The organism is Gilliamella sp. ESL0232 (assembly GCF_013346885.1).
Classification (GTDB): Bacteria; Pseudomonadota; Gammaproteobacteria; order Enterobacterales; family Orbaceae; genus Gilliamella; species Gilliamella bombi.
This window is the reverse complement of the sequence record NZ_JAAEDW010000009.1, coordinates 1-23,673: the sequence shown is the minus strand read 5'-3', so window position 1 is coordinate 23,673 and position 23,673 is coordinate 1. Positions and strand designations below refer to the sequence as shown.

Genomic DNA, 23,673 nt, shown 5'->3' with positions numbered 1-23,673 from the left:
TAAATCATAAAACAGAGCAACTCCATTTAAATCATGTTTGAAATTAATCCAGTTAAATTAAAGATAGCAGAACTTACCGAACGCACAGCCGTGATTCGGGGGTATCTTTGACTATGATCTAAAAAAAGAACGGCTCGAAGAAGTCAATGCCGAGCTAGAGCAATCCGAAGTATGGGCCGATCCAGAAAAAGCACAAGCGTTAGGTAAAGAACGCGTTGCACTTGATGAAATAATCAATACCATTCATTCATTAACTCAAGGTCTTGACGATGTTGAAGGCTTGCTTGAACTTGCTATTGAAGCTGAAGATCAAGATACTTTCGATGAAACTAATTTTGAACTTGAACAGTTAGAGAAAAAACTGGCTGGACTTGAATTCCGACGAATGTTTTCTGGTAAATATGATAGTGCAGATTGTTATTTAGATATCCAATCAGGCTCAGGGGGAACTGAAGCACAAGATTGGGCAGAAATGTTACTTAGGATGTATTTACGCTGGGCTGAATCAAAAGGTTTTGCAACTGAAGTGATGGAAGTATCGGATGGTGATGTTGCTGGTATCAAATCGGCAACGATTAAAGTATCGGGTGATTATGCTTACGGTTGGTTACGCACAGAAACTGGAGTACACCGCCTAGTTCGCAAAAGTCCATTTGACTCAGGCAATCGACGCCATACCTCGTTTGCTTCTGTATTTGTTTATCCTGAAATTGATGATGATATTGATATCGACATTAACCCTGCCGATCTCCGTATCGATGTATACCGTGCGTCAGGCGCTGGTGGTCAACATGTAAATAAAACTGAGTCTGCTGTACGAATCACTCATATTCCTACGGGTATTGTTACTCAATGTCAAAATAACCGTTCACAACACAGCAATAAAGATCAAGCAATGAAACAGTTAAAAGCAAAACTGTATGAGCTTGAGATGCAAAAAAAGAATGCTGAAAAACAACAAATGGAAGAGACTAAATCTGATATTGGTTGGGGAAGCCAAATTCGCTCTTACGTACTTGATGATTCGCGTATCAAGGATTTGCGTACTGGCGTTGAAACTCGTAATACACAGGCCGTATTAGATGGCGATTTAGATCAATTTATTGAAGAAAGCTTAAAAGCAGGTTTATAAACCGCTTGGTTATAAATAAAAGGTAAAACTATGTCAACAGAGCAGCAAGATCAACAAAACCAAATTGAAGAGTTAAATAATGAACTAAAAGTACGTCGCGAAAAGCTCGCTCATCTTCGCGAACAAGGTATTGCTTTCCCTAATGATTTTCGCCGTGATGCGATTTCTAGTGATCTCCATAAACAATATGGCGATAAAACTAACGAAGAACTGATTGAAAAGAAAATTATTGTAACTGTGGCTGGCCGTATGATGATGCGTCGTATAATGGGTAAAGCTTCGTTTGTTTCTCTACAAGATGTTGCTGGACAAATCCAACTTTATGTTACTCGTGATGATCTCCCTGAAGGTTTTTATAACGAGCAATTTAAAAAATGGGATTTGGGAGATATTGTCGGCGCTAAAGGTTACCTATTTAAGACTAAAACTGGTGAGCTTTCTATCCACTGTGAAGAAATTCGTTTATTAACTAAAGCTCTTCGCCCATTACCTGATAAGTTTCATGGACTTGCCGATCAAGAAATGCGTTACCGTCAACGTTACTTGGATCTTATCACAAATCAAGAATCAAGAGAGACTTTTAAAGCGCGTTCCAAAGTTGTCAGTGAAATCCGCAACTTTATGATTGAAAACCACTTTATGGAAGTCGAAACACCAATGATGCAGGTAATTCCGGGTGGTGCATCAGCTAAACCATTTATTACGCATCACAATGCGCTTGATTTAGATATGTATATGCGTATTGCGCCAGAACTTTATCTAAAACGATTAGTTGTAGGCGGCTTTGAGCGGGTATTTGAAATTAATCGCAACTTCCGAAATGAAGGCGTATCACCAAGACATAATCCAGAATTTACCATGATGGAAATGTACATGGCTTATGCTGATTACAAAGATCTGATCGTATTAACAGAAACATTATTCCGTCGTTTAGCTATTGCGGTAACAGGTGATGCTGTTGTGCAATATGGTGAACATACGTTTGATTTTGGTAAACCATTTATCAAAATGACCATGCGTGAAGCCATTTGCCATTACCGCCCTGAAACCAATAATGCAGACTTAGATGATTTTGATAAAGCTTGTGCTATTGCACAGTCAATTGGCATTAAAATTGAAAAAGGTTGGGGACTTGGTCGTGTTGTGACTGAAATTTTTGAAGAAGTGGCTGAATCGAACTTAATTCAACCAACTTTTATTACCGAATACCCAGCAGAAGTATCACCGCTTGCTCGCCGTAACGACGAAAATCCATTTGTAACAGACAGATTCGAGTTTTTTATTGGTGGTCGTGAAATTGGCAATGGATTCTCAGAGCTTAATGATGCTGAAGATCAAGCTCAACGCTTTGCTGATCAAGTATCACAAAAAGATGCGGGTGATGATGAAGCGATGTTTTATGATGAAGATTATATTACAGCGCTGGAGCACGGTTTACCGCCTACAGCAGGACTTGGGATTGGTATTGACCGTACGGTGATGCTATTTACCAACAGCCATACAATTCGTGACGTAATTTTATTCCCAACCATGCGTCCAATCAAATAAAACGGTTTATCATTAAAAACACATTTATTTTTGGATAAGTGTGTTTTTATACTCAAACACATGCTTACCTGAAACTTTTTGACAAAAAACAGCGATAAGCATATAAAAACAAAAAATCCATTGAATATAAATACTGCATAATTCTATACATGGATTTTGAGCTAACTGTGAAGTTTGATAACCACCGTATTGATTAAAAATGCAAAAATAGGTTTACCACCAAAAAAATAGAAAGGCTAAAAAGAGTGATAGATTAATACAGTTATATTATAAATATCGTTGGCTATAAAAATAACCAACGATATAGCAGTTAATTTAGTGGCTATTAGTTGATTTGACTTGATGTGGCAAGATAAGATTTAACACAATAGCTAAAATACCGCACAAACTAATACCTTGCAGTGTATAAGAGCCAAAATCAAAGATCATCCCTCCAATACCAAAAACTAAAACTAATGAAACAATACACATATTACGCGGTACAGATAGATCGACTTTATGTTTCACTAAGATATTAATGCCCACTGATGCAATAGAACCAAACAGTAATACCATAATCCCCCCCATTACTACAGTTGGAATTGAACTTAAAAATGCACCAATTTTTCCGATAAAAGACATTAAAATTGCCCAAAAAGCTGCCCATGTCATTACTCGAGTTTTGAAATTGCGAGTTAGCGTTACTGCACCAATCACTTCTGCATAAGTAATACACGGTGGTCCACCAAAAAATCCTGCCATCGAAGTTGCTAGCCCATCACCAAGTAATGTACGCTGTAAACCGGGATCGCGTGTATAGTCTTTACCTGTTACCGAACCAATCGCCATAATATCACCAACATGTTCAATGGTTGGCGCAATTACAATCGGGATCATATACAAAATGGCTTGCCAGTGAAATTCAGGAAAAGTGAAATCGGGAACTTTAAACCATGGTGCGTCAATAATAGGCTGGAAATTGACAATACCAAACATGCAAGAGAGCGTATAACCAACTACAATACCCGAAATAATAGGTAATAATTTTAAAAAACCTTTTGCCCAAATGGCAACCACTAAAGTTGTTAATAATGATACCATTGAAATAATAATCAATTGATAATTTTCAGCTTGCAGTCCACTGTTTTTACCCATTGCCATACCTATAGTAACAGGCGCCAATGATAAACCAATAACCATAATAATTGGTCCAGTTACAACTGGCGGTAAGATACTATCAATAACATGTTTACCATTTATTTTTACTAAAAAAGAAAAAAACATAAATACAAATCCCGCAGCTATTAAACCGCCTAAAGTAGCAGGAATCCCCCATTGAGCAACACCAAATGAGATAGGAGCAATAAAAGCAAATGACGAAGCTAAAAATACAGGAACTTTACCTTTAGTTGTCAATTGAAATAATAAAGTACCTACTCCAGCAGTAAAAAGAGCTACATTTGGGTTTAACCCTGTTAATAGTGGAACTAACACCAATGCACCAAATGCGACAAATAACATTTGCGCTCCAGTAAAAATATCTTGCCAAGAATGTTTATGCAGTGATGTTATATTTTTTGTTTTATCTGTTGTGATATTGCTCACATCTCGCCTCTCTTACTTAACGAAATTTATTGTATAACTTGCCTGATTAACAGGCATAAAAAAACCGGATTAACCGGTCTAAATTTTGAGATTTTATTTTGTGCCGAAGATTTTGTCTCCAGCATCACCCAGTCCAGGTAGTATGTAGCCTTTTTCGTTCAACCTCTCATCAATCGATGCAGTATAAAGTTCAACATCAGGGTGAGCTTGTTCAAGCACTTTAATACCTTCTGGTGCAGCAACTAAAACTAATACTTTAATATTTTTACAACCTGCTTTTTTAAGCAAATCGATTGTCGCCACCATTGAGCCACCTGTAGCTAACATTGGATCAACAACTAAAGCCATTCGATCTTCAATATCCGAGGTTAGTTTTTGAAAATAAGGAACAGGTTCTAACGTTTCTTCGTTACGGTAAAAACCAACAACGCTAATACGGGCACTTGGCACATGCTCAAGCACACCATCCATCATACCTAAGCCAGCACGCAAAATAGGTACAACCGTAATTTTTTTACCCTTAATACGTTCTACTTGAACAGGTCCACACCAACCATCTATTGTTACTGTTTCGGTAGGTAGATCAGCAGTTGCTTCATAAGTTAATAAACTGCCAACTTCGCTGGCAAGAGCACGAAATTCTTTGGTACTAATATCGTGTTCACGCATTAATCCAATTTTATGGCGTACAAGAGGGTGTTTTACTTCAACTATTTTCATGGATGGCCTCAGTGTTATTTTCTATAATCTGTTAGCTGGTATAAATAACCACTGAGCGATAATTCTAACATAGTTATCACTTTATGAAAACCTGAAATCAACAGCCTTATAGGCAATGTAAATATTGATAAAAAATAAAAATAAAAAAATTTAACGATAAAAATCAGTTTTATTTTCGTTTTTTTTTCATTAAAATAGCGGCCCCAAATAATTTATTTCAGTAATTAATTAAAAAAAGGAATATAGGAATGAATTGGTTTATTGATTGTATTACAAAAAATTATGCAAATTTTAATGGTCGAGCTCGTCGTAAAGAATATTGGATGTTCGTTTTATTCTATATTATTTTAACTTTCATCACGATAATCATTGATAAAATGATTGGAAGTCCCTTAGCTATAACCGCTATCTTAGTGTTGGCATTATTCCTTCCTAGTTTAGCTGTTACTGTACGCCGCTTACATGATATAAGTAAATCAGGTTGGTGGATTTTGTTACAATTTATTCCATACATTGGTGGTATTATTATATTAGTATTCTGCGTAATGGACTCAACACCAGGCAGCAACCAATACGGTGAAAACCCTAAAGGGTTGTAATTATTACTAATAACCTTATCACTAAACGTGGTAAGGTTAAATCATTATCAATGTCATCTTCTACTTTATTAAATACTTTCTCCGTTTAAATACTCAACAGGTAAATCAATCACTTTTTTATCAATTTGTTCACCATTAATCCGTTTTAATAACAGCTCCGCTGCAATTTTTCCCATTTCAATTCTCGGTGTTTGTATAGATGCCAATTTGGGATTCATAAATTGACCAATTTGGTGTCCATGAAATCCAACAATCGCTATCTGTTTTGGCACTTCAATCCCCACCCGTTGGCATTCAAGTAATACCCCTAAAGCCAAATCATCATTGGTACTAAAAATACCATCAACACAAGGAAACTCTTTTAAAATTTGATGTAAAAATCTTGCCCCTAATTCATAAGATGATGCTTCTTTAGTCGCTAGCGTCCGAGGTGTCAATCTAGCTTCTTCCATAGCCTTTTCATACCCTTTTTGACGAATAATACTTCGTTGATCTTGTCTTGCACTAAAATAGACAATATTACGACGACCTCTATCTATCATACGATGAATCATATTTCTGGTTGCAGTAAAATTATCAAATCCTACAGCCATATCAAGACAAGGCGAAACACTGTCCATAATTTCAACCACAGGAACACCCGAAATTTCAATCATCTTTAATGTTGCTGGAGTATGCGTTCTTTCCGTTAAAATTAATCCGTCAATATTATAAGAAAGTAATGAGCGTAAGCGTAACTCTTCTTTGTCAGCACTGTATCCGGTATGAGTGATCATGGTTTGATATCCTCTTATATCAGTCACCATCTCAATACCTTTTAAAATATCGGCGAAAACCTGATTGGTTAAAGAAGGGAACACAATACCAATGGCATTACTTTTAGCGTTAGACAGCATATCGGGAGCTTTATTAGGAATATATCCTAACTTATCTATTGCGGCTGAAATTTGTAATTGAAGTGGTTTAGATACAAGATTGGGATCGCGTAAAAAACGACTCACTGTCATTTTACTAATCCCGATTAAATTTGCAATTTCCTGCAAACTTGTTCGGCGTCTTTTATTATTACTCATGTTTGTTTTTCCGCTAGTCTTGGTTGCCAATCTATTGCTTTTTTACCTTGTTGCATAATAAGATCATTCGCTTTGGAAAAGTGCTTACAGCCAAAAAATCCACGATGAGCTGATAATGGTGATGGATGCACCGATGTTAATACATGATGTTTTTGGCGATTAATAAACTGTCCCTTTTTTTGTGCAGGAGATCCCCACAATAAAAAAACCACACCTTCAAGATACTCATCGATTGCTGCTATCACATTATCAGTAAAAGTTTCCCAACCTATTTTTGCATGAGAATGCGCTTGCCCCGCTTCAACAGTCAATACATTATTTAATAGTAATACACCTTGAGCAGCCCAAGAAGCTAAATAGCCATGAGAAGGAATTGTAAAACCATCAATATCGGTTGCCAGTTCTTTATAAATATTAACTAACGATGGTGGTGTCTTAACTCCGGGTAAAACAGAAAAAGAAAGACCGTGAGCTTGATTAGGACCATGATAAGGATCTTGCCCTAAAATCACCACTTTGATTTGATCAAATGGTGTAAAACGAAACGCATTAAACACATCATGCTGAGGCGGGTAAATTATCTTGCCATTAGCACGCTCAGTCTTTACAAATTGCATTATTTGTTGAAAATAAAGTTTTTGTTTTTCTGCACCAATAACTTCATGCCAAGTCAATTTTGTTGTCATATTTTGATATCACTCATCAATAATGCCAGTGTTTCTGGGCAATAACTAATATATTTCTACATAATAACCTATCACAAAAGAAAATAGAAATTAAAGGTATTACTTATCGAAGCAATAGTTTTTTTTGACTTTTATCAAATTTTTAAAGTGCTATATTAACCATAATTATTTTAGGGCAATAAGGCCCCGTTAGGAGGATTTAAAATGATTACAGGTATCCAAATTACTAAAGCAGACAACTCAGCACTTCTAAACTCTTTCTGGTTATTAGACGACTCTACAAAAGAAGCTCGTTGTGTAGCTGCTAAATCAGTTTATAAAGAAGATCAAATCATTCCTACTGCAGAACTTGGTCAATTCGAATATCGCGAAGTTCCATTAGATGTTGCTCCAACTGTAAAAGTTGAAGGTGGTCAACATTTAAATGTGAACGTTCTTCGTCGTGAAACTTTAGAAGACGCTGTAAAACACCCAGAAAAATACCCACAATTAACAATTCGTGTTTCTGGTTATGCAGTACGTTTTAACTCATTAACAGCAGAACAACAACGTGATGTTATTGCTCGTACGTTTACAACTAAAATTTAATAAAATAACAAAAGTTTTTAACCCAGCATTTGCTGGGTTTTTTATAATAAATAAGATATTTATTCCGAATTTAATTTTTCATCTTATCAGATTAACTATTTTATCCTAGTGATGTTAAACATTTCAGCAATACTTCAGTTAATTTCGATGCGTTAGTCCTTTTTATGTAGTTGACATGAATATAAGAAAAAGAATTTTCTTGCTCAAGAATATAAATAGTTGCTATTGTAGCTATTATCGCCATTAAAGTCATAGCAGGTTACTTAAGTTAGGTATTGGTGGATGTGTTTACGCTACCAACCGTACTTTTTATTCCTTAAACTGTTTTATATTGAACAATATTTCTTTATTTTGTTAATAAAATTTTTTTCTAAAGATAAAATTTAGTAGATGTTTTTGCTTGCTAAGTAAAAACACAATACCTTCATAGCGATAATTAACCATTGATTGCTTAAACAAGTACTAATTAAATTCCACCTAACTCTACCACAATTGAAATAACTTTACACATTCTACAATATAGTTAAGAATAAAATTATTTTAATATCAAAAATCATAAACTTTCTATAAGGAATTTTTAGAATGAAAACAATTGGTTTAATCGGGGGTATGAGTTGGGAAAGTACAACAACTTATTATCAAGTTATTAATCAAACTATTGCTAAATCATTAGGAGGCCTGCATTCAGCAAAAACGATTTTATATAGCGTTGATTTTCAAGAAATTGAAAGTTGCCAAGCTAATAATGAGTGGAACAAAAGCGCAGAAATTTTAATTGATGCGGCTAAAAGAGTTGAATTAGCTGGTGCAGATTTTATTGTTATTTGTACCAATACTATGCATAAAGTTGCAGATCAAATTCAAAAAGCAATTAATATTCCGATTATTCATATTGCCGATGTGACAGCTAAACATTTACTCGCACAAAATATTAAATCGGTCGCTTTGTTAGGTACTAAATATACAATGGAGCAGGACTTTTATAAATCTAAACTGATCGATAAAAATTTAAATGTGCTTATTCCTGAATCTCAAGACAGAAATATTATTAATGAGATCATTTATGATGAACTTTGCAAAGGTATTATTCAGCCTGATTCTAAGCAAGCCTATCTTAATATTGTTGATAAACTCATTAAAAATGGCGCAGAAGGTGTTATTTTAGGCTGTACGGAAATTGGGTTATTAATCTCTCAATCCGATCGTAATATCCCTTTTTTTGATACAGCCTTAATTCACGCGCAAGAGGCAGCATTACTTGCAATAAGTTAATAAGTTATTCTTCGTTGGTATATTCTAGTATATCACCTGGTTGGCAATCTAGATGTTTGCAGATTGCTTCGAGTGTTGCTAGTCTAAATCCTTTTACTTTACCTTGCTTAAGTAATGATAAATTTTGTTCTGTAATACCAACTGCTACCGCTAGATCTTTTGATTTAACTTTACGTTTAGCAAGCATTACGTCTAAATTTATTATAATTGGCACATATGACTCCTTTTAAATAAATTGTTTATTTTCTTCAGCTAGTTGGCAGGCCTTTTTTAGTATTTGACCAATGAGCATAATACTAATCGCAAGAAATAACGTTATAATTTCATCACTAGAAAAAGAAATAGAAAAGTAACGTGCTGATTCCTCTTGATTATAAGTTAAGATCGTTGTTAATAACGGTTCAGATAAAAAACTTATAACCACCCAACAAACAAGCAATTTGCCAAAGATGTAACAATGGTTGGCTGATTTTACTGAGAAATATTCGGATTGACTGTAATTGATAAACAGTAGTCTAAGTTGATAAAACGCATAAACTAAAAGAAGTATTAATGAAGTATCCATTAATGTTGCAATAGCCGCTTGCCATCCAGATAAAGATACAGGATCAACATTCTCCCACCCACCAGAGGAGAAAGTAAACCCTACAAGTCCAATATCTTGTCTATCAAAAAAATAATATAAGAATGGAGATATTGCGCCAATTAACAAAATTAGAATTGGAATTAATGTTAGTAATGCCATAATTCGACAATATTGATTCAATCGAGAATGTGTTTTAGTCGTATCTGTGTTCATTTTTAAATCCTTTCGTTTTATAAAAAGTGAACACAGTATAGCATTGGGAAATTAATTAAACAATAAAAAATTAAAGTAAAACGATAATTTTTTATTTTATTATTTTTAATTATAAAAACTAAATATTAAATAAAATTACTTTATAATCATTTGATTTCACTAAAAAATAATTAGATATAAATTAATTAAAATCAATGTTATATATGAAAAAGCTTGTTCGAAAAAATACAACGATTTTACAATCTCAAAAGGAATCTTGTTCTGCAAGGGTTGCTTGTACAATCCTTAGTGCATTGAAAGTTTCCTTTACATCGTGTACGCGAATAATTTTTGCTCCTTTCATTGCCGCAATTACTGCACATGTAATACTACCGAGTGTACGTTCTTGCGGTGGTACATTTAATACTTGTCCTATCATGGATTTTCGGGACATGCCTACTAATAAAGGAAGGTTTAAGTGGTGAAACCGTTCAAGTGTTGCTAATAGCCGGTAATTGTGCATTAGTGTTTTACCAAACCCAAAACCAGGGTCGAGTATGATTTTTTGACGGTCAATGCCTTCGTTTATGCAACGTTGGATCTGTTTTGTAAAAAAATTATCGACTTCTTGATAGATATCTAGCTCATAGTATGGCGCATTTTGCATAGTTTTAGGAGCGCCTTGCATATGCATAATGCAAACAGGTAATCCTGTTTGTGCAGCTGCTTCAACCGCACCTGGTTCTGTTAAAGCTCTAATATCATTAATTAGATGGGCTCCTGCTTTGGCAGATTCGGTCATGACTTGTGGTTTTGATGTATCAACCGAAATCCAAACATCAAAATAATGGGCAATTTTTTCAACTAATGGAATAACACGGTTAAGCTCTTCATCGACAGACACTTCAGTTGCACCAGGGCGTGTTGATTCGCCGCCGACATCAATAAATGTTGCACCAGCTTGGATCATACTGTCAACTCGACGCATAGCATCATCAAGGTTGTTATAATTACCACCGTCAGAAAATGAATCTGGCGTCATATTAACGATGCCCATCACTTGTGGGAATGAAAGATCCATCACATGATTTTGAAAATGTATTTCCATGATTAAAAGCCTTATTTGATTAAAATTAATGATGCAGTTGTTTAAATGATCTTCAAAATTATTAAGCATAATTAAAGTAAAATTTTCAATATAATCGTTGCTTTATTCCTGCAAATTTATTGATAAGCTATTTTTAGTTTACCGATAAAAAACGCGCTGTAAGCGCGTTATATTTTATTAAAGCAAATTAACTTTTTGATTGTAGTGGTGTATCACTACCTCCATTTGCTGCTTTTTCATCGCTTTCCGTCCAATCATCAGGTGGTGTGACCGGTTGACGATTCATAAGTTCATCAATTTGTTGTTTATTGATTGTTTCATATTTTAATAGTGCATCTTTCATAGCGTGAAGAATATCAATATTTTCAGTTAGGATCGTTTTTGCACGTTGATAGTTACGTTGAATAATAGCGTCAACTTCTTCATCAATAATTTGAGCTGTACTATCTGAGATTTTTTTCAATGGCCCATAAGATGATTCTTCGTACTCAAATAATACAGGTGGTAAACGTTCTGAGAATCCCCATTGGGTTACCATTGCTCGAGCAACATTAGATGCATATTGAATATCACTTGATGCCCCCGACGTAATTTTATCTTCACCAAAGACTAATCCTTCAGCAATTCGGCCTGCATAAGCGGTAGAAATTTTTGATTCTAATTGAGTTCGGCTTTGGCTAATTTGGTCACCTTCAGGTAAAAAGAATGCTACACCTAATGCGCGCCCACGAGGGATAATAGTTACTTTATGAAGTGGATCATGATCTGGCACAAGATAGCCAACAATCGCATGTCCAGCTTCGTGATAAGCAGTATTAGTTAATTGTTCTTTCGTCATAGATAATGAACGGCGTTGAGTTCCCATATTGATTTTGTCTTTGGCTTCCTCAAATTCTTCCATGGTAACTACTCGTTTGTTTCGACGTGCAGCAAATAAAGCTGCTTCGTTAACTAAATTAGCAAGTTCTGCACCAGAGTAATTTGGTGTGCCACGAGCTAATACCGATAAGTTGACATCAGAACCTAACGGAACTTTGCGTACATGAACGGCAAGAATTTGTTCACGGCCTTTCATGTCTGGTAAACCAATTTGCACTTGGCGGTCAAAACGACCAGGACGGAGTAACGCCGAATCTAAAATATCAACTCGGTTAGTTGCTGCGATGATAATAATGCCGCTATTAGCCTCAAACCCATCCATTTCAACCAACATTTGGTTTAATGTTTGTTCTCGTTCATCATGACCTCCCATTGAGCCAGCACCACGCTTGCGTCCGACGGCATCAATTTCGTCAATAAAGATAATACAAGGTGCGTGCTTACGTGCTTGTTCAAAGAGATCTCGCACTCGCGAAGCCCCCACTCCCACAAACATCTCAACAAAGTCAGAACCTGAAATGCTAAAAAAAGGCACATTGGCTTCACCTGCAATAGCTCTTGCTAGTAAAGTTTTACCTGTTCCTGGAGGTCCTACCATTAAAATCCCTTTTGGTATGCGTCCTCCCAGTTTTTGATATTTGCCTGGATCGCGTAAAAAGTCGACAACTTCGGTGACTTCTTGTTTTGCTTCTTCACTTCCGGCAACATCGGTAAATTTTGTTTTGACTTGGTCTGGCGTTAGCATTTTTGCTTTACTTTTACCAACTGACATTGGTCCACCTTTACCACCACCTTGCATTTGACGCATCATAAAGAGCCAAAAACCAATAAGCAAAATCATAGGAAACCAAGAGATAAGAATGCTGGTGATTAAGTTTGGTCTTTCATCGGGTTTACCATAAACAGGTACTTTATTGGCCAATAAATCATCCATTAATTTTCCATCAAGGTAAGGGATATATGTAGTGTAATTGCCTTTATTTTTAGTTGTGGCAACAATTTCTCGTCCGTTAATATGCACTTCTTGGAGATTACCAGCTGCGATATCGGAATTAAATTGGGTATAATTGACTTGAGGTCCACTATTAGATATTGAGCTGAATTGGCTAAATCCAACAATCAATGCTACAGCGATAATTCCCCAGATCAGTAAATTCTTTATCATGTCGTTCAAAAGAAAAACCTCTCATAAAAATTAACAGTTACGACTAAATTTAACAAAGTATGGTACTACAAAATTATACAACTGGCTACTTCATACCCATTGCAACAATATAAACTTCTCGAGATCGTGTTCGTGAGGCTTCAGGCTTACGAATTTTGACCGTTTTAAATATTGAACGGACTTGCTTTAGGTACTCTTCAAATCCTTCGCCCTGAAACACTTTAACAATAAAATTACCATTAAGAGCAAGTACGTCTTTACACATATCTAACGCTAGTTCAACTAAATACATTGCTCTAGGTATATCAACTGCAGGTTGACCGCTCATGTTGGGCGCCATGTCTGACATGACAACTTGGACTTTTTCTTCGCCAACTCGTTCAAGTAATGCTTTTAAAACTGCGTCATCCCGAAAATCGCCTTGAAGAAAGTCAACGCCAACAATGGGATCCATGGGAAGTAAGTCACAGGCAATAATACGCCCTTTATTGCCGATAAGCGATGCGACATATTGTGACCAACCTCCTGGGGCTGCACCTAAATCAACAACCGTTATTCCGGGCTTAAATAATTTGTCACTTTTTTGAATTTCTTCAAGTTTGAACCAAGCTCTAGATCGGAGCCCTTTTTTGTGTGCTTGTTGTACAAAGCGATCATTAAAATGCTCATTGAGCCAGCGCGTTGAACTTGCTGAGCGTTTTTTATTACTCACAACTAATAAATCCTTAATGTAAAAGGTCACTTCATTGATTACAAACATATATAAGGGTAGAATAGCAAAATTACAACTTAATGTGATAAAAATTTAATGAATTTATCGAATAAACAAAAACAGTATTTAAAAAGTGAAGCTCATCATTTAAAACCTATAGTGATGATTGGGGCTAATGGATTTACCGAGGGTGTACTTGCCGAGATTGACAACGCTTTAAATTTCCATGAGTTGATTAAAATTAAGGTTTCTGCTGAAGATCGTGAAACAAAAAAGCTTATTTGTGATGCAATTGTACGCGAAACAAAAGCGTTAGCAGTGCAATTGGTTGGTTCTAATTTCACTATTTTTAGACCAAGCGAAGATAAGAAAATTTCCCTACCTAAATAAATGTAACAGGGCTTAGCCCTGTTGCATTTATCATCTGCTTTTGTAAGTGGTTTATTTAATAATTAGATATATTCAACTTTAACAATATCAAATTCTACATCACCCCCTGGGGTTTTAATTTGTACTGTATCACCATCTTCTTTGCCAATTAACCCTCTGGCAATAGGTGAGTTGACTGAAATAAGATTTTGTCTGTAGTCAGCTTCATCATCACCCACTATGCGATATGTTGTCTCTTCGTCCGTTTCAATATTTATTACTGTTACTGTAGCACCAAAAATAATACGACCAGTATTTTTTACTTTGGTAATATCAATAATTTGAGCTTGTGATAATTTACCTTCGATTTCTTGAATACGACCCTCACAAAAACCTTGCTGTTCTCTTGCTGCATGGTATTCAGCGTTTTCCTTTAAATCGCCATGAGCTCTTGCCTCTGCTATTGCTGCCGTTATTTGTGGTCTTTTGACATTCTTTAACTCTTCTAATTCGGCTCGTAATAGTTCAGCTCCCTTTACTGTCATTGGGATTTGTTTCATCTAGGTATCTCCCGTTTTTACTTATTTTAGTAAATAAAAATAATTATCCCTTATCTTAATCAAAAGAAAGAGAAAGTTAATTGTTTTTTGTTTATTTAAAAACGTTAAAGTGAATATTTATATATTAACTGTAAAGTTAGTTTAATAACAAATTATTTATACTGAAAATGAGATGATATTTTTATAAAAATCGGTTATCGTAATATAACTATTTAGTAGTTCATTATAATAATTACATTTATTTATGCGGCAATTCCGATTTTATATAATCATTTCTCTGTCCATCGTTTGGTTTTTTTTATTGTTGTCTTATTTTGTTTTACAAACTTCGTTCGGAGCAAAATTAGTTAGTTATCAGTTATCTAAATTAAGTTCATATACAATCTCAATCGGCAGTGTTCATCACTCTTTTTCAAATTTTTATGAATTGGTTTTTGATGATGTTGTTGTCAATGATAATAATCAAGAGATTGTTAATGTCCCTAAATTAGTTGTAGGGCTTGATAAAAGTGATTTATGGCAATTGAATCATTTTAAATATATTACTGTTATTAATGGCACTATTAATAATACTCAATCTAGTCAATATGCTTTTTCAACAAACACACTAAAATTTGTTAATTCAACCATTAATATTCTGGCTAATAATGGAAAAGACAAACTTTCTTTCTTCAAAATCAATGGAGGGATTCAACCTTTTTTTTCATCAGGGGGAGATAAATATCAATTTGATTTTACTTCTCAAGAAGCTTTGGTAAATCAAATACCAATGAAATCCTTGCTTATTCAAGGTTTCCATCGAGATGGTATTACTACGATTACTAATTTAGGTGGAAATATTAAAGACGGATTTTTTGTCAGTAAATTAAAAATACAGGCCGACAATATTTTAGATATCGAACAATTAAAGTTGCATAATATACATTTTCAATCAACCGATGATGATTTTTTTGATAAAGATTCTCATGTCCTGCCAAAGCTAACAATCAAACAACTATCAATACAGGAAAGTAGTATTCAGTTGCCTAGTTTTTTAATGGAAAAAGGCAATATTGAAGCGACGAATCTTCGTTATGATGGGCAATGGCATTTCGAACAGGGCTCCTTTATTTTTACTGCCGAGGAACTAGTTTGGCATAATCAGTTATTTTCGTCGGTATTAGCACAATTATCATTTCAAAACCAAGAAGCGACAATTCAAAAAGTATTAGCAAAATGGAATAAAGGTAGTATAAATTTTTCTGGTAAGTGGAAAGATAATACCTTACATCTAGATCAATTAATGTTAGCGGATATTGTCTATGAGATTCCTGAAAATTTGGGACAGACTCTGTTACCTAATATTTTTAGAAATATTAAGCTTGATAAGCTGAATGTTTTTCAGAGTTTGATAATTAGAAAGCAGAGCGATTTTCCTTTTAGTTTATATAATTTTCAAGCTTCAGGTAAAGATATCACTTTAGCAAAAGCGCAAAAATTAGGACTATTTTCAGGAACTGTTTTTTTGAAATCTGAAAAAGCTTCGTTAAATCGAATAGATATTCGTTATCCAGATCTTGTTCTCAAATTTGATTCTGATAACCATCCTTCATTAACTTTTAGTTCTTTAACTAATGGAGGAATAATTGAGTCGAGAGCAAAAGTTGATTTATCGCAAAATGAACCGCTATCTTTGCAATTTGATGCTTATGGTGTAACAAGTTCACTACTAGAAAATTGGAAATTGATAAAACAACCGCCAAATGCTACGAATTACTCAGCTAATTTACATGGTAAATTACAACCATTTAATTTCTCAGGTAAATTTTCGGCAAATGGGAATGAGTATATCATTAATCTTGCGCATTGATTTTTACAAAAGCATCCTTATATAACATCGTTAAGATGTTTAAGTTATTATGTTCATTTGAGCTTAAAAAACTCAATAATAAGTAATATGAGGTAGTAATAGTGCTTATAAGATTAGATAAATGGCTTTGGGCGGCAAGATTTTATAAGTCTCGATCGTTAGCACGAGAAATGGTTGATGGTGGCAAAGTGCATTATAATGGCCAACGTACCAAACCAAGTAAGCTTGTTGAAGTCGGTGCAATCTTAACGCTTCGCCAAGGCTCTGATCAAAAAACAGTTCGGGTTTTAGCCATTAGTGAACAACGAAAAACTGCCATTGAAGCCCAGCAACTTTATCAAGAAACTCCTGACAGTATTACAAAACGAGAAAAAATAGCGCAAGCGCGTAAACTTAATGCATTGACAATGCCGCATCCAGATAGACGGCCTGATAAAAAGGAACGGCGTAATTTGATTAAATTTAAATATGATAGGCAAAAAGATGGCAATGATTAATATGGATACTTTGAACCGTTTTTTATTTGATAATCACCCTATTCGTGGTGAAATTACCCGACTGGAACAGACATATCAAGCGATTTTAGATAATCATACTTATCCAATAGCAGTGCAAAAATTGCTTGGTGAATTATTGGTTGTAACTAGTTTATTAACTGCAACACTAAAATTTGAAGGCGATATTGCTGTTCAGTTACAAGGTGATGGAGCGTTATCTTTAGCGGTTGTTAATGGTAATGATCAACAGCAGCTACGCGGTGTTGCTCGGGTTAGCGGTGAAATCGCTGATAATGCAACACTTAAAGAGATGGTGGGTAATGGCTATGTCGTTATTACTATTACCCCTAAAAATGGTGAGCGTTATCAAGGTATCGTTGGTCTGGAAAAAGATACACTTATTGGTTGTATCGAAAATTACTTTATACAATCAGAACAGCTCCCTACTCGTCTATTTGTAAAAATAGGTGTACATGATAATAAACCAATAGCAGCAGGTATTTTATTGCAAGTTTTACCTGCTAATGAAAATACAGTTGAATCATTTGAGCATGTTAGCACTTTAACTGAGACAATCACTAGTGATGAGTTATTTCAACTTTCTACTGATGAGATTTTATATCGTTTATATAATCAAGAAGAAGTACGTCTTTTTGAAACGCATGATATTACTTTTAAGTGTGGATGTTCACGTCAACGTTGTGAAGATAGTTTAATGACTTTACCAGCTAATGAGATTGATGAAATCCTAAAGGAAAACGAGGGAAAGATTGATATCCATTGTGATTATTGTGGAAAGCATTATCTGTTTGATGCAATTGATATTGCTGAAATTAGAAGTACAAGTAACCTACATTATCATTGATCTTAATAGAAAAATACCACTAAGGTTATTAACACCTTAGTGGTAAAGTGAAATATAGGGAATTAAACCCGTATTCAATTTAACAGAATAGAAAAAAGATACCAATTTATTTTATCGGTTTTATATAAAAATTTTGTAAAGTAAATTTACAAAACTATTTTACATTGAAATTAATAAAAAATTTTTTAGCCTTAACTTTTTGAAATTCATAAAAATTATTTTCATTTACTTTCTACATAAATATCTTCAACAATGGCATGTTGATTTACGATTCTCCATTTAATATTAAAATGGTAAAGTGCAAGTCCGTATGCTTGTTCATTAATGTTTTTTTGTTTATAGGCTGGTCTTGGATCTTGGGATATTACTTGTGTAATTAATTCGGCGAGTTGAGGATAACTTTGTTTTTGTAAATCCAAAGATAATCGTGCTTTTTGTGAGAACTCTACTGTTATTTTTTTTTCAGGAGTAGATTGTGCGTATCCTGCAAGTGCTTCTGAGTAGCTATCGGAATAAGGGAGATAAGGCTTGATATCAATAATTGGTGTGCCATCGACTAAGTCGAGACTTCCTAATTTTAAGACTACTTGCTTATTTTCTATGATGATATCTTTTAACTCTACTGCTGAAAGCCCAATATGATTAGGTCTAAATGGCGATCGTGTAGCAAACACCCCCATTGTTTTATTACCGCCTAAACGAGGAGGGCGAACGGTTAATCTCCATTTTTCAGGGGCAACATGGTGAAATAGGAATAATAGCCATAAATGTGAAAATTGTTCTAATCCTTTTACACTGATAGGGTCATTATAAGGTGCTAATAAATAAAGTTCCCCTTGTCCTGCACTAACTAGATTGGGTTGTCTTGGAACGGCAAATTTTTCACTATACGGTGAGCGGATAATACCGATTGGTTCAATTTGATATGTCATTATTGGTCGATAATTTTGTTTATGAGTAGCAGTTTTGTTAAGTCATTTAATTACTATCTCTATTTCCGCCGATCGATACAAAGATCGGCGGATTTAATATTAGGCTAATATCTATTTATAAATTATTACCAACCGCGAATAGCTCCACCATTAAAAATTTGGTCAGCTTTTTGTGCAACAGCTTCGGTTTGGTATGCTTTTACAAAATTTTTCACATTTTCATTATCTTTATCCGTTTCACGCGAAACAATAATGTTGACATATGGTGATTCTTTATCCTCAACAAAAATACCATCTTTACTTGGTGTTAGGTTTGCTTGTCCTGCAAATGCGTTATTGATGATTGCAAGATCAACTTGGGCATCATCCAATGAACGAGGTAACATTGGAGCTTCAAGTTCTAAAATATTGTAGTTATAAGGGTTACTTGTAATATCAAGTACAGTTGGTAGTAAACCTTTAGATTTATCAACCGTAATCATCCCTTCATGTTGTAATAATAGTAATGCACGTCCTAAGTTTGTAGGGTCATTAGGAATAGCAATCGTTGAGTTAGCTGGAATGAAAAACGCTTCACCGCGTGGTGAAGTGACTTTTACGCCTTCGCCTGTTTCTATTGATTCATCAATTGGTTTTAGTTTATGAGAATAGCTTGCAATAGGATAAACAAATGAATTACCTACTACAGCTAATTTATAGCCACGTTCTTTCATTTGTTCATCTAAATAAGGTTTATGTTGGAAAGCATTTACATCAATTAAGCCATCATTTAATGCTTGATTTGGGGTTACGTAATCGTTAAAAATAACTAGTTCAACATCTAGATTATAAAGATCTTTTGCTTGTTGTTTAACTACTTCAGCAACTTCTTGTTCAGGGCCTGAAATTACTCCGACTTTTAGAACGTTTACTTTAGTTGGTTCTGTTGGTTTGTTATCTGTTGTGGCTGTTTGTTTATTATTATCACAGCCAGTTAGAAAAAATGCACTTACCAATGTGGTAATAAGTGCTAGCTTTTTAATAGACATATATTTCTCCAAAATTAATGATGCGTGACGCGTTTAACAATCATATTGCCAATAAATTGAATAATAAAGACAATAATAATTAATATAACTAAAACAGTATTCATTATAGCTGGCTTGTAGCCGTTGTAACCATATTGAATAGCAAGTTGCCCAAGGCCTCCTGCGCCAACAGCTCCAGCCATTGCAATATATCCTGTCAAAGTAATTAAAGTAATTGTCATACTATTGACAATTATAGGCAATGACTCAGGTAATAAAACTTTATATATAATTTGTAGTGGTGTTGCACCCATTGAGCGTGCAGCCTCTATTAATCCTTTGGGAACATCTAATAATGCATTTTCTATCATACGTGCAATTAATGGCGATACACCAATACTTAATGGTACCACTGCAGCTTGTTTACCTATAAAGGTGCCCATTAAAATTGTGGTGAAAGGAATAATCCATACAATTAATATGATAAAAGGGATTGAACGAAATACATTAGTAATAAAAGAAATAATGCTATTAGCGACATAACAATCCAATATTTGTCCTTTACGCGTCGTATAAAGTAATATACCAACGGGTAATCCAATTATCGTTCCCCAAAAACCTGATAAGATGACCATAAATAGAGTTTCATCTGTTGCTTGTGCCATTTTGAACAGCATTGCTTCATTAAAACCATTAAATGATGAACAAAAAGCAACAAAGTCAGCCCAAAAATTATATTGAGTTAAATATCGAAATAATGATTCAAAAGGTTTAAATGAAGGAATAAAATCAAACATAGCCGAGCACCTCTACTTTAGTATTATTTTTTTCTAAGAATTGAATTGCTGATGCCATACTTTTTTGTTTTCCTTTCATTTCTGCTAACATTAAGCCAAATTTGACTCCTCCAGCATAATCCATTTGTGCACTGATAATGTTACTATCAATTTCGAATTCTTTAGCGATTTGAGATAATAATGGTAAATCAACGGAGACTCCTGTAAATTCTAAACGTAATAGCGGATTGAGTCCTTCTTTGTGTTCAGATGATAGCCTTATTAAATAATCATTTGGAATACTAAGGTGTAAGGTTGATTGAATAAATTGTCGTGCAATATCTGTTTTAGCATGAGAAAACATTTCGCCTACTGATGACTGTTCAACTAGTTCGCCATCACTTATAACAGCTACTTGATCACAAATTTGTTTTACTACATCCATTTCATGAGTAATTAATAAAATTGTTAATCCTAATTTTTGGTTAATATCTTTTAGTAATGACAAAATTGAACGTGTTGTTTCAGGATCAAGCGCACTGGTTGCTTCATCACATAATAATACTTTGGGGTCACTTGCCAAAGCTCTCGCAATAGCAACACGTTGTTTTTGTCCTCCAGATAAATTAGTTGGATAAACATTCGCTTTCTCTGTCAATCCGACTAATTCCATAAGCTCATTTACTTTCTGCTTAATTGCTATTTTAGGCGTTTTATTGAGTTCTAGAGGGAAAGCGATATTATCAAATACAGTACGTGAGGAAAGTAAATTGAAATGTTGAAAAATCATACTAATTTTTCGGCGTATTTCAATTAATTTTCTATTAGATAGATTAGTGATCTCTTGATTATCAAAGAAGATCTTCCCACTAGTCGGCTTTTCTAGTAGGTTAATGCAGCGAATAAGTGTGCTTTTCCCAGCCCCTGATTTGCCAATAACACCGTAAATTCCCCCTTGGGGAACATGGATATTAATGTCTTTTAAAGCATAAATTGGGGTTTTATTATGCTCAAATGTTTTCGAAATATGTTGTAGTTGTATCATAATATATAAAAACAAAAGATGAATAAATGAATATTAAGACGTCTAGACATCTAAGTCAATCAATAATATGCTATATGAATTAGAGTAATATCTAAAATTAAAAGGAAAAAAAGTAAATATGAAGCCAGCAATTTTTTTAGATCGAGATGGTACTATTAATATAGATTATAATTATGTACATACAATTGATAAGTTCCACTTTATTGACGGTGTTATTGAGGCAATGCAAGAGCTCAAGAAAATGGGTTTTTTATTAGTCATTACAACCAATCAATCAGGTATTGCTAGAAATATATTTACAGAAGAACAATTTCATACTTTGACTGAATGGATGGATTGGTCTTTGCAAGATCGTGGTGTTGATTTAGATGGTGTCTATTATTGCCCTCACGATCCGTTAATGGATACTTGTGAATGTCGCAAACCAAGTCCAGGTATGATTCAAACAGCAGCTAAAGAACTAAAAATTGATATTGCTAATTCCTATATGGTTGGAGATAGAGTGTCTGACCTATTATCGGGTAAAAAAGCTGGCGTTAAAAAAACTGTGTTAGTAAAAACGGGTGATACCATAACAGAAGAGGCATTAGAACAAGCTGATTTGATTATTGATAGTTTGGCTGATCTACCAAAAAGAATAAAAAACCAATCTTGATTGTTGTTTTAACTAATACAGTGTTTAGATTAAACGCTGTATTAAAGTTATACTTTTAAGTATCAGTGGAGTAATGGTTAATCCAATAAAACAGGCACTAATAAAAGTAACAACAGTTATATCTAGCTGATTTGTAGAAAAAGAATAGTTGCCAAAAATAAGCAAAGTAATAAGTGTTACTAAGCTCCAGTATGGAAAACCAATTTTATTTTGTTTAGATGTTACAATCGGTAAATAATAAATAGTCCCACAAAACTCATACCAATTAATGAACTACCATGTTGTAATAAACTAAAAAGTTGAACAAAACAACCTGACGGATGAGTAAAAGAGTCCCACCTAATATGAGAAATTATGCCAATAATTGCCGATGTTAAAAAACTTAACCAATGCTAACAGCAATATTTATTCCAGTTGAAAGTTAAATAATTAGCAAATCACTTATAAAAGAAATTAGGTAAATTTTTAATTAAAACATTTCGAATGATAAAATGAAAAATATAAGCAATAACTAAAGTCATTGGTAAATCAAATAGAAAAATACCAGCTAGACTATGACTTAAAGCACTTTTTACCTCCATTATTAAGAAGTACTCAAAATCAAGAGCCATACTATCAATAATCAAAGCCGTCATAGAAAGATGAGGTTTCTTATATAAAGGTAATATGATAGCTGGATGAGCGAATGTAAAAAGTACTTTTTATTCTAACTTAATAAAGAGTGTTTAATTTAAAGCTATTTTGTTTGTTATAAGAAATATAATCGACCTACCAAAGATATTAAATATTAGAATTTGGTTTTACAACAATTCAACTTAGTTTGTTTTTAGCTCGTCTTGAGCAAAAAAAATGCAAACAAGAAAAAATGCGTAATGATCTCTTGTATAATTTTTTTAAACCCCTATAATACGCATCCACTGACACGCAGTCAGCGACAAGCAGACGAAGAGTTGGTGATTAAGTGAGATCAAAAATTTTAAAAAAGATCTTGACGAATAAAAAAGGTTAGCGTAGTATACGCAACCCTTGAGACAGCGAACTAAATCAACGAAGGTTGATGAGGGATATAAGCTGTTAGCTCTTTAAAAAGAAGAAACAGACAATCTGTGTGGGCACTTGCGAGACGAAAGATTAAAGTCTACGGACTAAAAAATTAAGTCTTGATAAGTGACACTGAAGATTCATTTGAATATGTCAGAGACAGTTATTGAGCATCAAACTTTAAATTGAAGAGTTTGATCATGGCTCAGATTGAACGCTGGCGGCAGGCTTAA

General features: G+C 34.2%; 24 protein-coding genes and 1 pseudogene. 10 read left to right on the top strand and 15 right to left on the bottom strand.

The genetic code is table 11. The features are described 5' to 3' along the window. Positions 1-33: 33 nt before the first annotated feature. A protein-coding gene (prfB, locus tag GYW75_RS09840; RefSeq protein ID WP_174799264.1) for a peptide chain release factor 2 occupies positions 34-1,132 on the top strand; the annotation gives its coding sequence in 2 pieces (ribosomal slippage) (positions 34-108 and positions 110-1,132; 1,098 coding nt in all). A 30-nt stretch (positions 1,133-1,162) separates the two neighbouring features. Beyond that, entirely contained in the window at positions 1,163-2,680 is a 1,518-nt protein-coding gene (gene lysS / locus GYW75_RS09835) for a lysine--tRNA ligase (RefSeq protein ID WP_065561673.1), read from the top strand. Between the two features lie 315 nt (positions 2,681-2,995). Here the strand turns inward: lysS and GYW75_RS09830 are convergent, their stop codons facing one another. Both GYW75_RS09830 and upp read right to left on the bottom strand, forming a co-directional pair. After that, positions 2,996-4,255 (bottom strand): uracil-xanthine permease family protein, encoded by a 1,260-nt coding sequence (locus GYW75_RS09830; RefSeq protein WP_411578422.1) that lies wholly within the window; start codon positions 4,253-4,255, stop codon positions 2,996-2,998. Positions 4,256-4,357: 102 nt separating this feature from the next. Next, the gene (upp, locus tag GYW75_RS09825) at positions 4,358-4,984 is read right to left on the bottom strand and encodes a uracil phosphoribosyltransferase (RefSeq protein ID WP_174799263.1); all 627 of its coding nucleotides are present in this window, start codon (positions 4,982-4,984) and stop codon (positions 4,358-4,360) included. Between the two features lie 248 nt (positions 4,985-5,232). On the opposite strand from upp, the gene GYW75_RS09820 reads away from it, so the two are divergent. Continuing rightward, complete coding sequence (locus GYW75_RS09820) at positions 5,233-5,583, top strand: DUF805 domain-containing protein (RefSeq protein ID WP_174799262.1); 351 nt, start codon at positions 5,233-5,235, stop codon at positions 5,581-5,583. Positions 5,584-5,651: 68 nt separating this feature from the next. On the opposite strand, the gene gntR is transcribed toward GYW75_RS09820, so the two are convergent. Together gntR and ung are read right to left on the bottom strand one after the other, a co-directional pair. Continuing rightward, entirely contained in the window at positions 5,652-6,656 is a 1,005-nt protein-coding gene (gene gntR / locus GYW75_RS09815; protein WP_174799261.1) for a gluconate operon transcriptional repressor GntR, read from the bottom strand. Further along, positions 6,653-7,342: a uracil-DNA glycosylase gene (gene ung, locus GYW75_RS09810; RefSeq protein ID WP_065590418.1), complete on the bottom strand. Its 690-nt coding sequence runs from the start codon at positions 7,340-7,342 to the stop codon at positions 6,653-6,655. Before ung ends, gntR begins: the two co-directional genes overlap by 4 nt. 204 nt (positions 7,343-7,546) lie before the next feature. On the opposite strand from ung, the gene grcA reads away from it, so the two are divergent. Next, complete coding sequence (grcA, locus tag GYW75_RS09805; protein WP_034910787.1) at positions 7,547-7,930, top strand: autonomous glycyl radical cofactor GrcA; 384 nt, start codon at positions 7,547-7,549, stop codon at positions 7,928-7,930. A gap of 582 nt (positions 7,931-8,512) precedes the next feature. After that, positions 8,513-9,202, top strand: a complete 690-nt coding sequence (locus GYW75_RS09800) for an aspartate/glutamate racemase family protein (RefSeq protein ID WP_174799260.1) — start codon at positions 8,513-8,515, stop codon at positions 9,200-9,202. A gap of 4 nt (positions 9,203-9,206) precedes the next feature. On the opposite strand, the gene GYW75_RS09795 is transcribed toward GYW75_RS09800, so the two are convergent. The 5 genes from GYW75_RS09795 to rlmE all read right to left on the bottom strand — a co-directional run bounded on the left by GYW75_RS09795 (position 9,207) and on the right by rlmE (position 13,844). Next, positions 9,207-9,416: a helix-turn-helix domain-containing protein gene (locus tag GYW75_RS09795; RefSeq protein ID WP_034910784.1), complete on the bottom strand. Its 210-nt coding sequence runs from the start codon at positions 9,414-9,416 to the stop codon at positions 9,207-9,209. Between the two features lie 12 nt (positions 9,417-9,428). Then, complete coding sequence (locus GYW75_RS09790) at positions 9,429-10,001, bottom strand: DUF2975 domain-containing protein (RefSeq protein ID WP_065590420.1); 573 nt, start codon at positions 9,999-10,001, stop codon at positions 9,429-9,431. A 244-nt stretch (positions 10,002-10,245) separates the two neighbouring features. Then, positions 10,246-11,088, bottom strand: a complete 843-nt coding sequence (folP, locus tag GYW75_RS09785; protein ID WP_174799259.1) for a dihydropteroate synthase — start codon at positions 11,086-11,088, stop codon at positions 10,246-10,248. A 187-nt stretch (positions 11,089-11,275) separates the two neighbouring features. Further along, complete coding sequence (gene ftsH / locus GYW75_RS09780; protein ID WP_065590421.1) at positions 11,276-13,141, bottom strand: ATP-dependent zinc metalloprotease FtsH; 1,866 nt, start codon at positions 13,139-13,141, stop codon at positions 11,276-11,278. Positions 13,142-13,217: 76 nt separating this feature from the next. Beyond that, on the bottom strand, positions 13,218-13,844 hold the full coding sequence (rlmE, locus tag GYW75_RS09775; RefSeq protein ID WP_174799258.1) for a 23S rRNA (uridine(2552)-2'-O)-methyltransferase RlmE: 627 nt from the start codon (positions 13,842-13,844) through the stop codon (positions 13,218-13,220). Positions 13,845-13,940: 96 nt separating this feature from the next. Here rlmE and yhbY point away from each other — a divergent pair, with 96 nt between their 5' ends. Beyond that, positions 13,941-14,234: a ribosome assembly RNA-binding protein YhbY gene (gene yhbY / locus GYW75_RS09770; RefSeq protein WP_174799257.1), complete on the top strand. Its 294-nt coding sequence runs from the start codon at positions 13,941-13,943 to the stop codon at positions 14,232-14,234. 62 nt (positions 14,235-14,296) lie between these two features. On the opposite strand, the gene greA is transcribed toward yhbY, so the two are convergent. After that, positions 14,297-14,773, bottom strand: coding sequence for a transcription elongation factor GreA (gene greA, locus GYW75_RS09765; RefSeq protein WP_034910774.1), 477 nt, complete (start codon positions 14,771-14,773; stop codon positions 14,297-14,299). Positions 14,774-15,077: 304 nt separating this feature from the next. On the opposite strand from greA, the gene GYW75_RS09760 reads away from it, so the two are divergent. From GYW75_RS09760 to hslO, 3 genes are all read left to right on the top strand, one after another. Beyond that, positions 15,078-16,622, top strand: coding sequence for a hypothetical protein (locus GYW75_RS09760; protein WP_174799256.1), 1,545 nt, complete (start codon positions 15,078-15,080; stop codon positions 16,620-16,622). A 101-nt stretch (positions 16,623-16,723) separates the two neighbouring features. After that, positions 16,724-17,119, top strand: coding sequence for a ribosome-associated heat shock protein Hsp15 (gene hslR / locus GYW75_RS09755; protein WP_296301292.1), 396 nt, complete (start codon positions 16,724-16,726; stop codon positions 17,117-17,119). After that, the gene (hslO, locus tag GYW75_RS09750; protein ID WP_174799307.1) at positions 17,112-17,984 is read left to right on the top strand and encodes an Hsp33 family molecular chaperone HslO; all 873 of its coding nucleotides are present in this window, start codon (positions 17,112-17,114) and stop codon (positions 17,982-17,984) included. Before hslR ends, hslO begins: the two co-directional genes overlap by 8 nt. A gap of 221 nt (positions 17,985-18,205) precedes the next feature. On the opposite strand, the gene tsaA is transcribed toward hslO, so the two are convergent. The 4 genes from tsaA to metN form a co-directional block, all read right to left on the bottom strand. Further along, complete coding sequence (gene tsaA / locus GYW75_RS09745; protein ID WP_411578423.1) at positions 18,206-18,919, bottom strand: tRNA (N6-threonylcarbamoyladenosine(37)-N6)-methyltransferase TrmO; 714 nt, start codon at positions 18,917-18,919, stop codon at positions 18,206-18,208. Positions 18,920-19,041: 122 nt separating this feature from the next. Then, positions 19,042-19,944: a MetQ/NlpA family lipoprotein gene (locus tag GYW75_RS09740; protein WP_065590425.1), complete on the bottom strand. Its 903-nt coding sequence runs from the start codon at positions 19,942-19,944 to the stop codon at positions 19,042-19,044. A 14-nt stretch (positions 19,945-19,958) separates the two neighbouring features. Further along, a complete protein-coding gene (locus tag GYW75_RS09735; protein ID WP_174799305.1) occupies positions 19,959-20,600 on the bottom strand; it encodes a methionine ABC transporter permease in 642 nt (213 codons plus the stop codon). A 112-nt stretch (positions 20,601-20,712) separates the two neighbouring features. Beyond that, positions 20,713-21,744 (bottom strand): methionine ABC transporter ATP-binding protein MetN, encoded by a 1,032-nt coding sequence (gene metN, locus GYW75_RS09730; protein WP_065590426.1) that lies wholly within the window; start codon positions 21,742-21,744, stop codon positions 20,713-20,715. Between the two features lie 118 nt (positions 21,745-21,862). Here metN and gmhB point away from each other — a divergent pair, with 118 nt between their 5' ends. Continuing rightward, positions 21,863-22,399 carry a D-glycero-beta-D-manno-heptose 1,7-bisphosphate 7-phosphatase gene (gmhB, locus tag GYW75_RS09725; RefSeq protein WP_174799254.1) on the top strand — a complete coding sequence of 179 codons (537 nt, stop codon included), beginning with the start codon at positions 21,863-21,865 and terminating at the stop codon, positions 22,397-22,399. Between the two features lie 221 nt (positions 22,400-22,620). On the opposite strand, the pseudogene GYW75_RS12810 reads toward gmhB, so the two are convergent. Further along, positions 22,621-23,079, bottom strand: a pseudogene (locus GYW75_RS12810) (DUF4184 family protein); the annotation flags it as partial. Positions 23,080-23,673: the final 594 nt, after the last annotated feature.

Coding starts and splice junctions, on each gene's coding strand:
- metN (WP_065590426.1), bottom strand. CDS start 21,744: ATGATACAACTACAACATATTTCGAAAACATTTGAGCATAATAAAACC.
- GYW75_RS09820 (WP_174799262.1), top strand. CDS start 5,233: ATGAATTGGTTTATTGATTGTATTACAAAAAATTATGCAAATTTTAAT.
- upp (WP_174799263.1), bottom strand. CDS start 4,984: ATGAAAATAGTTGAAGTAAAACACCCTCTTGTACGCCATAAAATTGGA.
- yhbY (WP_174799257.1), top strand. CDS start 13,941: ATGAATTTATCGAATAAACAAAAACAGTATTTAAAAAGTGAAGCTCAT.
- folP (WP_174799259.1), bottom strand. CDS start 11,088: ATGGAAATACATTTTCAAAATCATGTGATGGATCTTTCATTCCCACAA.
- GYW75_RS09740 (WP_065590425.1), bottom strand. CDS start 19,944: ATGTCTATTAAAAAGCTAGCACTTATTACCACATTGGTAAGTGCATTT.
- GYW75_RS09735 (WP_174799305.1), bottom strand. CDS start 20,600: ATGCTGTTCAAAATGGCACAAGCAACAGATGAAACTCTATTTATGGTC.
- GYW75_RS09790 (WP_065590420.1), bottom strand. CDS start 10,001: ATGAACACAGATACGACTAAAACACATTCTCGATTGAATCAATATTGT.
- gntR (WP_174799261.1), bottom strand. CDS start 6,656: ATGAGTAATAATAAAAGACGCCGAACAAGTTTGCAGGAAATTGCAAAT.
- lysS (WP_065561673.1), top strand. CDS start 1,163: ATGTCAACAGAGCAGCAAGATCAACAAAACCAAATTGAAGAGTTAAAT.
- grcA (WP_034910787.1), top strand. CDS start 7,547: ATGATTACAGGTATCCAAATTACTAAAGCAGACAACTCAGCACTTCTA.
- gmhB (WP_174799254.1), top strand. CDS start 21,863: ATGAAGCCAGCAATTTTTTTAGATCGAGATGGTACTATTAATATAGAT.
- ung (WP_065590418.1), bottom strand. CDS start 7,342: ATGACAACAAAATTGACTTGGCATGAAGTTATTGGTGCAGAAAAACAA.
- greA (WP_034910774.1), bottom strand. CDS start 14,773: ATGAAACAAATCCCAATGACAGTAAAGGGAGCTGAACTATTACGAGCC.
- hslO (WP_174799307.1), top strand. CDS start 17,112: ATGATTAATATGGATACTTTGAACCGTTTTTTATTTGATAATCACCCT.
- GYW75_RS09800 (WP_174799260.1), top strand. CDS start 8,513: ATGAAAACAATTGGTTTAATCGGGGGTATGAGTTGGGAAAGTACAACA.